Source organism: Microbacterium sp. (assembly GCF_011620715.1).
Lineage (GTDB): Bacteria > Actinomycetota > Actinomycetes > Actinomycetales > Microbacteriaceae > Microbacterium.
The window spans coordinates 5,962-19,259 of the sequence record NZ_WOYP01000016.1 but is presented as its reverse complement, the minus strand read 5'-3'; the positions used below and the strand labels follow the sequence as shown (position 1 = coordinate 19,259).

Annotated in this window: 12 protein-coding genes; 5 read left to right on the top strand and 7 right to left on the bottom strand. The window is 70.8% G+C overall.

Going from position 1 to position 13,298, the window contains the following annotated elements; translation table 11 throughout:
* The first annotated feature begins 65 nt into the window (after positions 1-65).
* Complete coding sequence (locus tag QZV84_RS02040) at positions 66-275, top strand: DUF3499 family protein (protein WP_292824571.1); 210 nt, start codon at positions 66-68, stop codon at positions 273-275.
* 54 nt (positions 276-329) lie between these two features.
* Entirely contained in the window at positions 330-1,808 is a 1,479-nt protein-coding gene (ahcY, locus tag QZV84_RS02035) for an adenosylhomocysteinase (protein ID WP_292824568.1), read from the top strand.
* Between the two features lie 16 nt (positions 1,809-1,824).
* Here the strand turns inward: ahcY and QZV84_RS02030 are convergent, their stop codons facing one another.
* Positions 1,825-2,727, bottom strand: coding sequence for an RDD family protein (locus QZV84_RS02030; protein ID WP_292824565.1), 903 nt, complete (start codon positions 2,725-2,727; stop codon positions 1,825-1,827).
* 16 nt (positions 2,728-2,743) lie between these two features.
* On the opposite strand from QZV84_RS02030, the gene QZV84_RS02025 reads away from it, so the two are divergent.
* From QZV84_RS02025 to katG, 3 genes are all read left to right on the top strand, one after another.
* The gene (locus QZV84_RS02025) at positions 2,744-3,739 is read left to right on the top strand and encodes a stage II sporulation protein M (RefSeq protein WP_292824562.1); all 996 of its coding nucleotides are present in this window, start codon (positions 2,744-2,746) and stop codon (positions 3,737-3,739) included.
* A 70-nt stretch (positions 3,740-3,809) separates the two neighbouring features.
* Positions 3,810-4,250 (top strand): Fur family transcriptional regulator, encoded by a 441-nt coding sequence (locus tag QZV84_RS02020; RefSeq protein WP_292824559.1) that lies wholly within the window; start codon positions 3,810-3,812, stop codon positions 4,248-4,250.
* 31 nt (positions 4,251-4,281) lie between these two features.
* Entirely contained in the window at positions 4,282-6,552 is a 2,271-nt protein-coding gene (katG, locus tag QZV84_RS02015) for a catalase/peroxidase HPI (RefSeq protein WP_292824556.1), read from the top strand.
* Between the two features lie 133 nt (positions 6,553-6,685).
* Here katG and aqpZ read toward each other — a convergent pair whose 3' ends face one another.
* From aqpZ to QZV84_RS01985, 6 genes are all read right to left on the bottom strand, one after another.
* Complete coding sequence (gene aqpZ, locus QZV84_RS02010) at positions 6,686-7,471, bottom strand: aquaporin Z (RefSeq protein WP_292824553.1); 786 nt, start codon at positions 7,469-7,471, stop codon at positions 6,686-6,688.
* Between the two features lie 131 nt (positions 7,472-7,602).
* A complete protein-coding gene (locus QZV84_RS02005; protein ID WP_292824550.1) occupies positions 7,603-8,961 on the bottom strand; it encodes a DUF58 domain-containing protein in 1,359 nt (452 codons plus the stop codon).
* Between the two features lie 107 nt (positions 8,962-9,068).
* Positions 9,069-9,998: an AAA family ATPase gene (locus QZV84_RS02000; RefSeq protein ID WP_292824596.1), complete on the bottom strand. Its 930-nt coding sequence runs from the start codon at positions 9,996-9,998 to the stop codon at positions 9,069-9,071.
* Between the two features lie 89 nt (positions 9,999-10,087).
* Positions 10,088-11,278 carry a DUF4350 domain-containing protein gene (locus QZV84_RS01995; RefSeq protein ID WP_292824547.1) on the bottom strand — a complete coding sequence of 397 codons (1,191 nt, stop codon included), beginning with the start codon at positions 11,276-11,278 and terminating at the stop codon, positions 10,088-10,090.
* A 10-nt stretch (positions 11,279-11,288) separates the two neighbouring features.
* Entirely contained in the window at positions 11,289-11,966 is a 678-nt protein-coding gene (locus QZV84_RS01990) for a DUF4129 domain-containing protein (protein WP_292824544.1), read from the bottom strand.
* On the bottom strand, positions 11,957-13,219 hold the full coding sequence (locus QZV84_RS01985) for a glycerophosphoryl diester phosphodiesterase membrane domain-containing protein (protein ID WP_292824541.1): 1,263 nt from the start codon (positions 13,217-13,219) through the stop codon (positions 11,957-11,959). The genes QZV84_RS01990 and QZV84_RS01985 overlap by 10 nt, the downstream gene beginning before the upstream one ends.
* Positions 13,220-13,298: the final 79 nt, after the last annotated feature.

Below are 13,298 nucleotides of genomic sequence, written 5' to 3'. Positions count from 1 at the left end.
GGGCTTCGGGCTGACGGCGGCGCGGCACCCGGCCTCCGGTGCCGATGCTGGATAGCGTTGACCCGATGCGCGAGAGACTCTGCTCGAAAGTGGGATGTGCCCGTGAAGCCGTCTCCACCCTCACATACGACTACCCCGACCAGATGGCCGTGCTCGGCCCGCTCGGACCCGGCGGCGACCCGCACGCACACGATCTGTGCGCCATCCACACCGATCGGCTGTCGATGCCCCGCGGGTGGGTCGTGGTCCGTCACGAGACGATCGCCCAGCGCTAGCGCGATCCGGACGGCGTGTAGGGCGACGGCCTCCTCGTCTGGGAGAATGGGCGGATGAGCACAGACCTGAGCGCCCCCATCGCCGTGCACCGCGTTCTCGAGTTCCGCATCGCCGATCTCGCCCTCGCCGAGGCCGGACGCCACCAGATCCGCTTGGCAGAGAATGAGATGCCGGGCCTGATGGCGCTGCGCCAGGAGTTCGGACCCCAGCAGCCGCTCGCCGGAGCGCGCATCGCCGGCTCGCTGCACATGACCGTGCAGACCGCCGTGCTGATCGAGACGCTCGTCGCGCTCGGCGCGCAGGTGCGCTGGGCCAGCTGCAACATCTTCTCGACCCAGGACGAGGCGGCGGCCGCCGTCGCCGTCGGGCCGGGCGGATCCGTCGACGCCCCGGCCGGCGTGCCGGTGTTCGCGTGGAAGGGCGAGAGCCTCGAGGAGTACTGGGCCTGCACCGACCGCATCTTCGACTGGAGCGCCGAGGGCTTCGACGGTCCCAACCTCATCCTCGACGACGGCGGCGACGCGACGATGCTCGTGCACAAGGGCGTCGAGTTCGAGCGCGCAGGATCCGTGCCGGATGCCGCGCCCGACGACCCTCACGAGTACCACGTCGTCCTGGACACGCTGCGCGCGAGCCTGGATGCCGACCCGCAGCGGTGGACGCGGATGAGCCGCGAGCTGATCGGCGTCACCGAGGAGACCACCACGGGTGTGCACCGGCTCTACGAGCTCGCCGCGGCGGGCGACCTGCTGTTCCCCGGGATCAACGTCAACGACTCGGTCACCAAGTCGAAGTTCGACAACAAGTACGGCATTCGCCATTCGCTGCCTGACGGGCTCAACCGGGCGACCGACGTGCTGATGGGCGGCAAGGTCGTGTTCGTCGTCGGGTACGGCGATGTCGGCAAGGGCGCGGCCGAGGCGCTGCGCGGGCAGGGCGCGCGCGTGATCGTGGGCGAGATCGACCCGATCTGCGCGCTTCAGGCAGCGATGGACGGCTTCCAGGTCGCACGGCTGGACGACGTGATCGGTGACATCGACATCGTGGTGACCGGCACCGGGAACAAGAACGTGGTCACGGTCGAGCACCTGCAGGCGCTCAAGCACCTCGCGATCGTCGCCAACGTCGGTCACTTCGACAATGAGATCGACATGGCGGGCCTGGAGAGCCTGGCCGGGGCCGAAGCGGTCGAGATCAAGCCGCAGGTGCACGAGTGGCGCCTGCCGAACGGTCGGAGCGTGCTCGTCCTCAGCGAGGGGCGCCTGATGAACCTGGGCAACGCCACCGGGCACCCGTCGTTCGTCATGAGCGCGTCGTTCACGAACCAGGTACTGGCGCAGCTCGAGCTGTACACGAACATCGAGGCGTACCCGATCGGCGTCTACACGCTGCCCAAGGCGCTGGATGAGAAGGTCGCGCGACTGCACCTCGGCGCACTCGGGGTGGAGCTCACCCAGCTCACGCCCGACCAGGCCTCGTACATCGGCGTTCCGGTCGACGGGCCCTACAAGCTGGATCACTACCGGTACTGATCCCCGGGCGAGCGGGTCAGCGGGAGGGAAAGCCGCGGGGGACGCTGGATGCCGTGGCGGTGAGCGCGGCGACGCGCTGATCCTCGAGCCGCAGCGCGCGCAGCTCGCGATCGCGCCGCACCGCCACCACCGCCCGAAGGAACGTCTCGCCGTCGACAGCGGGCACCGGCGACACGTGCACGGCGGTGTCCTGCGCGAGGGATGCCGCCAGGCGCGTGCGCGCGGGCGGCTGCATGGCGTCGGCGTTCTGCACGAACTGCGCGATGCGTCGCGAAAGACGGTCGGGCAGTCGCGCGACGTCGGCGACCGCGGCCCAGGCGGCGAGATCCGGCGCAACCGCGGCAGCCGGCGGGGGAAGCCGCGGCGTGCGAGTGCGCTCCGAGTAGGTTCCGGCCATGAGGTCGCCGAGCCGCTGGGCGCGAGGGGTGAACGCGCCCACGAGGGCGGCGACCGCTCCGACCGTCAGCCAGATCTCCAGCACCCCGACCAGAGCGCGGATGAACGCCTGACGGAACCCTGAGGCACCGCCGTCCGCACGTACGATCCGGCCGCCGACCGCGAGCTTGCCCAGACTTCGCCCGCGGGTCATGGTCTCGACGGCGGTCGGCATCACGACCGTCACGGTGACCAGGACCGTGACGGTCAGGATCGGAAGCGCCACGACGTCCACGACGCTCTGGCCGATCAGCCACGACGTCACCAGCGCGAACAGGACGAACACCAGCAGGCCGACCACGACGTCGATCAGCGTGCCCAGTCCCCGGAGGAAGAATCCGACCGGCTGCACATCGAGGGCGACCGCTTCGCCGGTGAGGATCTCGTCCTGCGCGAGGTCGATCACCCGGCTGGGAGCGTCGATCACCCGGCTGGGAGCGACGATCACCCGGCTGGGAGCGACGGCGGGGTCCTGAGCGGGCATGCGTACAGTTAACCAAATGGACCTCGACGCCCTCTCCACCGCGCGACGCGAGGAGTGGGCACGTCTGGATGAGCTCAGCCGCACGCGCCGGCTGACCGGGGCGGAGGTCGACGAACTGGTCACGCGCTACCGCGCGGCATCCGCCGACCTGGCCGACATCAAGACCTCCGCCGGCCGCACCGTGCACGGCGACCACGTCTCGACGATGCTGGCCCGCGCGCGCCTGCGCCTGACCGGAGCCCCCGAGAACGTCGCCCGGCAGATTCCGCGCTTTTTCGCCCTGCAGCTGCCGGCCGCGCTGTATCGCGTGCGATGGACGACGCTGGTGATCGCGGTCGCCTTCATCGCGGTCGTGGCGGTCGTCGCGTTCTGGGTGTCAGGCGATCCCGCCCTCGTCGCCTCGCTCGGCCCGCGCGCGCAGCTGGAGTACTACGCCGAGAACAGCTTCACCGACTACTACAGCGAGAACCCGGCGGCGGTCTTCGCCGGCACCGTGTGGACGAACAACGCCTGGATCGCCGCGCAGTGCGTGCTGTTCGGCATATCCGGAGTGTGGCCGCTGATGGTGCTCGTGCAGAACGCCATCGGCGTCGGCACTGCGGCTGCGGTCATGCTCGCCTTCGGCCGCGGCGATGTGTTCCTGCTGTTCATCCTTCCGCACGGGATGCTGGAGCTCACGTGCATCTTCGTCGCGGCCGCGGCGGGTCTGCACATCTTCTGGGCGTGGGTCGCACCCGGCCGACGCACCCGGGGCGAGGCGCTGGCCGCAGCCGGTCGGAGCCTCGCGACGATCGCCGTCGGGCTCATCATCGCTCTCGCGATCTCGGGGGCGATCGAGGGGTTCGTCACCGCGCAGCCCTGGCCGTGGCCGGTGAAGATCGGCATCGGTGCCCTCGCCCTGGCGGCATTCGTGTTCTACATGGTCGTGGTCGGCGGCCGGGCGCACCGGCGGGGCGAGACCGGGGACCTCACCGAGTATGAGGCCGGCACCCCGACGCTCGTCGCCGGCTGAAGCGCGGTCAGCTCGCCATGATCGACATCGCGGACTTTTGAGTCATTCAAAACAAGGATAGGATGACCACATGCCCGCGCATTCCCCGATCGCCGATGCCGGGGAGGCGATCCGTTCGGCAGGACTGCGCGTGACCGATTCGCGGCGGGCGGTCGTGATCGCCCTCGACGAGCGACCTCACGCCAGCGCCGACGAGATCTTCCAGCGTGTCGTCGAACATCTTCCGCAGACCAGTCTGCAGTCGGTGTACAACGCGCTCGCCGTCTTCGTCGAGGCGGGACTGGTCCGCCGTATCGAGCCCGCCGGCCACCCCGGCCTGTTCGAACTCCGGGTGAGCGACAACCATCACCACCTCATCTGCCGGTCGTGCGGGGCCGTCGAGGACGTCGACTGCGTCGCCGACGACCGTCCCTGCCTCGTGCCATCCGACAGCCTCGGCTACGTCGTCGACGTCGCCGAGGTCACATTCTGGGGCCAGTGCGCAACCTGCGCCGGCTCCGCCCTTGCGTGACAACTGCCCGTTCATCCAGGAAGGAAAACCAATGACCGATCACGATGAGACCGCAGCGGGAATCGGCGGAGAGACCACCGTCGCCCAGGATGTGACGGTCACCGACGCTCCGCAGGACGCAGGTGGCTGCCCGGTGGTGCACACGTCCCAGCCGCACCCCACGGCGGGCTCGGCGAACCGTGTGTGGTGGCCGAACCAGCTCAACTTGAAGATCCTCGCCAAAAACCCTGCGGTGGCCAACCCGCTCGGCGCGGACTTCGACTATCGCGCCGCGTTCGAGAGCCTCGACCTCGCCGCAGTCAAGAACGACATCAGAGTGACCCTCACGACTTCACAGGAGTGGTGGCCGGCCGACTTCGGGAACTACGGTCCGCTGATCATTCGCATGGCATGGCACGGCGCCGGCACCTATCGCATCACGGACGGCCGCGGTGGCGCCGGCACCGGGCAACAGCGCTTCGCGCCGCTGAACAGCTGGCCTGACAACGTCGGTCTCGACAAGGCGCGCCGCATCCTCTGGCCCGTGAAGAAGAAGTACGGGCAGTCGATCTCGTGGGCCGATCTGATGATCCTCGCGGGCAACGTCGCCCTCGAGTCGATGGGCTTCGAGACGTTCGGATTCGCAGGTGGCCGCGTGGACGCGTGGGAGCCCGACGACGACGTGTACTGGGGGCCGGAGACCACATGGCTCGGCGACGAGCGCTACGCGCCCGGTCGCAAGCTGGAAGGGCCGCTCGCGGCAGTGCAGATGGGCCTCATCTATGTCAACCCGCAGGGTCCGAACGGCAACCCCGACCCGCTGCTGGCCGCGCACGACATTCGTGAGACCTTTGCGCGCATGGCGATGGACGACGAGGAGACCGTCGCGTTGATCGCGGGCGGTCACACCTTCGGCAAGACCCACGGTGCGGCTCCTGACTCGTACCTGGAGGACAACCCCGAAGCGGCGGGCCTGGAGATGCAGGGCCTCGGATGGAAGAACAACTACGGCTCGGGCAAGGGCGACGATCAGATCACGTCGGGTCTCGAAGTCACCTGGACCTATCACCCCACTCGCTGGGACAACGAGTTCTTCCACATCTTGTTCGCCTACGACTGGGAGCTCTTCCAGAGCCCTGCCGGAGCCCACCAGTGGCGTCCGGTGAACGGCGGCGGTGCCGACATGGTGCCGCTGGCGCACGACCCTTCGAAGGCACGCGAGCCTCGCATGCTCACCACCGACCTCGCGTTGCGATTCGACCCCGTCTACGGACCCATCTCGGAGCGGTTCGCGAAGGACCCCGAGGCGTTCGCCGCCGCGTTCGCGCGAGCGTGGTTCAAGCTCACCCATCGTGACATGGGCCCGATCGCCCGCTACCTGGGTCCCGAAGTCCCGGCAGAGCAGCTCATCTGGCAGGATCCGGTTCCCTCGGTCGACCACGAGCTCATCGACGCCGCCGACGCCGCGCAACTGAAGAAGCAGATCCTCGATTCGGGTCTGACGGTCGCCCAGCTCGTCTCGACGACATGGGCCGCGGCATCCTCGTTCCGCGGCAGCGACAAGCGCGGCGGCGTCAACGGCGCCCGTATTCGCCTCGCGCCGCAGAAGGACTGGGAGGTCAACAACCCGACTCAGCTCGCCGCCGTACTCGGCACGCTCGAGGGCGTGCAGGCGGCGTTCAACGCAGACCGCGCCGATGGCAAACGCGTCTCGCTTGCCGACCTCATCGTGCTCGCGGGCAATGCGGGCGTCGAGAAGGCCGCGGCAGACGCGGGTGTCGATGTCGAGGTGGACTTCCACCCGGGTCGCACCGACGCCACCGAAGAACAGACGGACGCCGATTCGTTCCGTTATCTCGAGCCGGCCTCCGACGGCTTTCGCAATTACCACGGACCGCTGGCGGAACTGCCGGCGGAGTACATGCTGGTCGACAAGGCGAACCTGCTGACGCTCAGCGCGCCCGAGATGACGGTGCTCGTCGGAGGGCTGCGCGTTCTCGGCGCGAACTGGGACGGCTCCAGTCTGGGTGTCTTCACCGACCGTCCAGGCGTGCTCACGAATGACTTCTTCGTGAATCTCCTTGACCTCGGCACGACGTGGAAGCCGCTCGACCCGGCCTCGCACGCGTTCGAGGGCTCGAAGGACGGGTCCGGCGAAAGTGTCGGCATCGGCACTCGTTTCGACCTGCTGTTCGGCTCGAACTCAGAGCTGCGCGCCCTCGCGGAGGTGTACGCCAGCGACGATGCGACCGAGAAGTTCGTCCGCGATTTCGTGAAGGCCTGGGGCAGAGTGACCGAACTCGACCGGTTCGATCTGGTCTGAGCCCGTCGAGTCCCCGAAGAAGCGGCCCGCCCCCGGAAGAGGGGGCGGGCCGCTTCTTCGCCTGCGCAGCTACTTCTTCGCCTGCGCAGCTACTTCTTCGCCTGCGCAGCTACTTCTTCGCCTGCGCAGCTACTTACTTGACGCGTGCCTCGGCCGCAGCGGGTGCGATGCCCCCGGGCTCGAACAGCGCACGGTGCACGTACCCGGCCAGAAGGCCCCCGACCAGCGGGAACAGCAGGAACACCCACAGCTGGGCCAGTGCGTCGCCGCCGCCGTAGATCGCCGTGGCTATCGAGCGGGCCGGGTTGACCGATGTGTTGTCGATCGGGATCGAGGCGAGATGGATCGCGGTGAGCGTCAGGCCGATCGCGAGACCGGCGAAGCCGGCCGTTCCGCGCTTGGCGTGCGTCACGCCGAGGATGACGAACAGGAAGATCGCCGTGAACAGGACCTCGGCGATGATCGCCGCACCGAGACCGTAGCCGCCGGGGGACTGCGCTCCGAATCCGTTGCTCGCGAAGCCGCCGTCCTGTGCCGTGCTCAGCCAGCCGGTGGGGCCGAACAGTCCGATCAGGACGATCAGCGTCGTGCCGAGCGCGCCGCCGGCGACCTGCGCGACGATGTATCCCGGCGCCTCCCTCCAGGGGAACCGGCCGGCTGCGGCGAGCCCGACGGTGACCGCGGGGTTGAAGTGGCCACCGGAGATCGGGCCCCAGGTGTAGATGCCGGCCAGGAGCGTGAGGCCGAACGCGAGCGCCACGCCGACGAACCCCACACCGAGCGAGGTGCCGTTCGCGCCGGTGCCGAAGTCGCTGGCGAACAGCGCGGTGCCGATCGAGCCGAACACGAGCAGGAACGTACCGAGTGCCTCTGCGACGAGCTTGGTCGCTGTGCTGGGTCCCGTGGAGTTCTCGGACATGGCGGACTCCCTTCCTCGTCGCGAGCGTAGCCGATTGTCAGCGACTTATCAGGAACCGCGTATGTGGTTCGCCCGGACTGGGGCGAGCCGATGTTCGCGCGCTCACGCGGTCCGTTCGGTCGGGGACCGGCTCAGAGCCGGCCGGCAGCCTTGAGCTGGAGGTAGCGATCCGCGATGCGCGGCGGGAGAGCTTCGGGGGAATCGGCGATCGCCTCCGCCCCCGCGCGTCCGATCGCGGACGCGACCGTCGCGGCATCACGAAGGCCGCGCTCTGCAGCCGCGGCACGGTAGACCGCCGCGGCATCGCGCGGGCCGTCGGGCAGCGGGTCCGGGCCCGCGCGCCCGGAGGCTCCGCGCGACGCGCCGGCGGCGGGTGGGGAGGGCGTGGGAACGGTGACGGTGCCGACCAGCACGTGCGCGCGCCGGGCGAGGGCCGGCAGCGATCCGAGAAAGCCGCGTGCGGCCTCGGGCGCGTCCTGGGCGGTGAGCAGGACGACCAGCGACGGACGGGAGGTGAGTGCGCGCACCTGCGAGAATGCGGCATCCCAGTCGGTGTCGATCAGCTGCGGCTCGACGGGTGCCATGGCATCCACCAGCGCCGGGAGCAGGGCGGGCCCGTCCACGCGGGTGACCCGGGCGCGGGTGACCCGGTCGAACATGAGCAGGTGCGTGTGATCGCCCGCGCGAGTGGCGAGTGCCGCCAGCAGCAGGGCGGTCTCCATCGCGGCATCCAGTCGCACTCCGTCTCCGACGCGCGCGGCGGCCGTGCGCCCGGTGTCGATGACGATGACGACGTGCCGATCGCGCTCGGGTCGCCAGGTGCGAAGCATCGTGGTGCCCGCCCGCGCGGTCGCGCGCCAGTCGATCGAGCGCACGTCGTCGCCCCGGACGTACTCGCGCAGACTGTCGAACTCGGTTCCCTGCCCTCGCACCTGGACGCTCGTGTTGCCGTCCAGTTCGCGCAGGCGGGCAAGTCGCGAGGGCAGATGCCGGCGGGCGGTGAACGGCGGCAGCACGCGAAGGGTGCCGCGCGCCGGGATCTTCGCCTGCCGCCCGGCCATGCGCAGCGGACCGTCCGAACGCGCGACGACGAACTCCGAGCTCAGTTCGCCGCGGCGGCGCGGGAGCAGCGGCACGATCACTCGTCGACGCTCGCCCGGCGGGATGTCGATCGCGGGGCGCTCCATGGGGGCGCCGGCGGTCGGCTGCCATGCGTCGCGCACCCGGCCGCGCACGCGGCGCGCGCCGGTGTTCTGCAACCACAGCTCCGTGTCGACCCTCTGGCCCAGGAGCGCCCGTCGCGGGATGCGGCGCTGCACGCGCAGGCGGCGCGGATCGGCCGCGGCAGCGGCATCCGCGAACGCCACCGCGGCGCACAGCACGATCCACGCCGCCGCCGCGATCCATGCGTCGACCCCGGCACTGGCCAGCAGCACGACGGGCACCGCGCCGGCGGCGATGAGGAGCGGGAGACGGCCGGTGACGAACAAGGGGCTCCTGACTGGTTACGGATCTCGATACGCTCGCTGGCGCTCGCTACTCGATCTTGACCCGATCCGCATCAACGCGGGCTTCGCTCGCATTGATCCGGATCGCGTCAAATCGGCACGCGGGTCTGCTGCAGCACCGAGCCGAGCACGGCGTCGACCGAGACCCCCTCGAGCTCCGCGTCTGGCCGGAGGCGGATGCGGTGGCGCCAGGTCGGCACCAGCATCGTCTGCACGTGATCCGGAGTGATCGCCGGATAGCCGCCGAGCCAGGCCCATGCCTTGGCGGCGGCCAGCAGGGCGGTCGTGGCGCGCGGACTGACGCCGAGCTGCACGGACGGACTGCGACGGGTCGCCTGGGCGAGATCGACGATGTAGCCGAGGACGTCGTCCGCGACGCTGACCGATGCGGCGGCGCGCTGCGCCGCGCGGATCTCGGCGGCGGTCACGACTGTGCGCAGGCCCGCGGCGGCGAGGTTGCGCGGGTCGAAGCCTTCGGCGTGCCGGCGCAGCACCGCGAGCTCGGCCTCGCGCTGCGGGATGTCGACGATGAGCTTGAGCAGGAACCGGTCCAGCTGCGCCTCGGGCAGCGTGTAGGTGCCCTCCTGCTCGATCGGGTTCTGCGTGGCCGCGACCAGGAACGGGTCGGGCAGCGGACGCGTGACGCCGTCGGTGGAGACCTGGCGCTCCTCCATCGCCTCCAGCAGCGAGGACTGGGTCTTGGGCGGCGTGCGGTTGATCTCGTCCGCCAGCACCACGTTGGTGAACACGGGTCCCTCGCGGAACTCGAACTCGCCGGCCCGGGCGTCGTAGACGAGCGAGCCCGACACATCGCCGGGCATCAGATCGGGGGTGAACTGGATGCGCTTCGTGTCGAGCCCGAGCGCACTGCTGAAGGCACGCACCAGCAGCGTCTTGGCGACCCCGGGGACTCCTTCCAGCAGCACGTGGCCGCGCGAGAGCAGGGCGATGAGCAGGCCGGTGACGGTTCCGTCCTGGCCGATCACCGCCTTGGCGACCTCGATCCGCACGCGGTTCATCGCTTCGCGCAGCGCCGCGTCGTCGGCGGTGCCCGCCGCGGGAAGCGGGGGAGCAGCCGCGGCGGCCGGTTCTTCGGGGGTCGGGTCGGTCATCGGGTGTTCCTTTCGGGACGCACGGCCGTGTGCACGGCCTGCTCGAGAATTCGCAGCCGGCGGTCGAGGGCGACCAGGTCGGCGTCGGTGCGGGGAAGCTCGTCGATCAGGATGCCGCGGACGGCGCCGCGGTCCGAACCGGTGCGTGCGGCTGCGGCATCCGCGATCTCGGCAGCGGACGCGGACGGGCCGAGGCCGAGCAGTCGGCCCAGGCGGCCGAGAGTTCCGATGCGCAGCTGATCGGCGGCGTGCACGCAGTCCCGGGCATGCGCGTACAGGCGGGCGCGCCCCTCGGTGGTCTCGGCTGCACGCACCGTGACCGGCAGCCGTTCGGCCACGAGCGGGCCGAATCGGCGCCCGCGCCAGATCGCCGCAGCCACCCCGGCGGTCAGCAGCAGGACGATGACCGGGCTGACCCACGGCGGGGTGAGCTCGCCGAGTGTCGGGTCCCCCGACGCGAGATCGCTGTCGGCGATGCCGGGCATGTACCAGACGAGGGTCGGATGCCGGCCGAGGAGGGCGACGGCGAGCGCGGCGTTGCCGGCCTCGGCGAGGTGCTCGTTCGTGAACACGGCGCGCCCGTCGACTGCGACGACCCGGCCGCCGTCCCGTTCCTCGACCAGGAGGCCGAATCCCCCGGCGGTGGGGTAGCAGGCGAGCGTCTGTGCCCCCGGCCGGTAGATCGCGCCGGGGGCGATCCCGCCTGCGCGCGCGGCGTCGGCGACGTCGCAGCCGGGCTCGACGACGCTCCCTGGCCCGACGCCGTACGTGGTGGAGCCGGGCAGGAGCAGCCGCAGGGTGCGCGAACGCGGATCGGTCAGCACGACATCCGCTGCGGCATCCGTCACCGCGGTCAGCCCGCCGTCGGACAGATAAGGGGCATCGGCGACCGCGAGCGTCGCGGCGCCCCGGGCCAGCGCGGCCGCGGCCGCCGCGCGATCACGCGCGACGACGACCTCGACACCGTGCTCGCCCAGGATCTGCACGAGCGCCCGCGTCCCGGACGGGCCGGCCGACTCCGGGTCGAGCACGTCGCGCTCGGTCCACTGCCCGACGCCGGCCAGCGCAGAGCCCGCGATGCCGACCCCGACCAGGACCGCCGCGATCACCACCCAGGCGGTGATGCGCCGGCGGCGTCCGGACGCGGAGGGCGCGTCGGCGACAGAGGTGCGGGCGGGCAGGGTCATCGCATGTCACTCACGAGGTCGCCCCGGCCAGTTCGGTCAGCACCGGCCGGGCGGTGCTGACCTGATCGTCGACGGCGGCGATCCGCCGGTACAGCTCCTCGGTGCCGGGCCGGCGCAGATAGCGCACGTCGTCGAACGCCCCGGCGGCCGACTCCAGAGCGCCGGCGTGCGCCGGGAAGGCCCGTGCCGCGGCCCGCGCGAACGCGTGCACCGTCGCGCCGGGCGGGGTGTCCACCGCGCCCCGCTCGATGAGACCGCGGGCCAGGGCGCGGAAGCGCAGCACGATCGCGGCATCCCATTCGCTCTTCGCAGCGAGGGTCTCCGCGTCCCGTCGCAGTTCGGCGGCGCTGCGCTGCTCGTCGGCTCCGAACAGCTCGCGGGTGGCGCGAGCGCGGCCGCTCGCGCGCGGAACGCCCCAGACCAGGAAGGCGGCGACGATCACGACCGCGATGACGACCGCGGCGACGATCGACACCCATGGCCCCCAGTCGCCGCTGAGCCGGGTCGAGAAGAGCGACGCGAAGAAGTCGCCGATCGCTCGCGCGATCCGGTCGATCGCGGTCGGCTGCGCGGCGTCGTAGACCGGATCGGCGAGTTCGCGCTCGGCCCAGCGGCGAGCCTCGTCGCCGTCCGGGGTCAGCGGAGGAACGGATGCGGCCAGCAGGCGGGCGGCGTCGGCTACGACCACGGCGACTCGGGATCGATCTCCGCGTCAGCCGCACCGGGCGCGGTCCACCGTGTGGGTGCGAAAGACTGCTCCGCCGGGGCGGCGACGGCCGCGGAAGGAGCCGGCGCGCCGGGGGCCGGCGGGGGAGGCGGTGTGTACGCGGGATAGGGCGGAGTCGCCGGCTGCGGGTAAGCCTGCGCGGGATATGCCGGATAGGAGGTGGGACGGGGCGCGATCACCCGGCCGACGTTCGCGCGGTAGGGGTCGGGCAGTTCGACGGCGCCGGAGTCGCGTCGCTCGATATAGCCCAGCAGGTCGATGTCCAGGCCCTCGCGCCGCATACGGCAGTCGATGTAGATGATCGAGGTCGCAGTGGCCTGCACCACGACCGCGACCGACTGGATGAGCAGCGTCACCACCTGGGTCAGCACCACGCCGACGATGATCGCGACGATCGCGGCCGGGCCCGGATCGCCGGTCGGCGTGAGGATCGTCGTCAGCCCGGTGGTCAGGAACGAGAAGGGGATGCCGATCACCTGCGCGATCGTGCCGAAGACCAGCGAGATGATCACGATGATGCCGAGCGCGGGCCAGAATCGCCCGCGGATGAGCGTCCACGATCGCGCGATCGCGCCGCCGATCGTCGCGTGCTCGAGGATGATGCTCGCCGGGGCCAGCAGCAGCTTCGTCGACAGCCACAGGCTCAGCGGGACCGCCGCGAGGACGACCAGGATCGTCAGCCCCACCGCCACCGGCAGCGCCGCGAACCCGATCGCGACGATGGCCGCCGCGACTGCCGAGATCAGCAGGAGCACCGCGAATGCGAGCAGCAGCGAATAGCCGATCAGGCGCCACGCGACCGGCTTGACCCGCTGCCACAGGGCCCGGAGCGTCAGCTTCTCGGCGACGGCGGCATGCGCGACCTCGCTCACCACGACACCCTGCACGATGACGCCGAGGGCCCCGGCGGCGAGCCCGAGCACGAACGCCGTGATCGCGGTCAGGGCGATCGAGCCGGCCATCACCGCCTCGAATTCGTCGGTTCCCTCGCGGAGGGTGTCCAGCCGGGTGAAGGACGCGAGGGCCACTGCGCCGACGCCCAGCAGCACGAGAAGATATGCCGCGGCCTGCACGCAGAGCGCGAAGCCGAGCAGGACACGGGGGTTCTGCCGCAGGGCGGCGAAGGAGCGACCGAGGATCGTTCCGAACGTGAGCGGGTGGAGCGGGATGATCCCGGGCCGGGGTGCCGGCGTCCAGGCCGGATAGGCGGTCACGGATGCCTCTCCCTTCTGGGGCTCCGCCCCAGACCCCTGGTTTGCTGACGCGCTGTTCCTTCTGGGGCTCCGCCCCAGA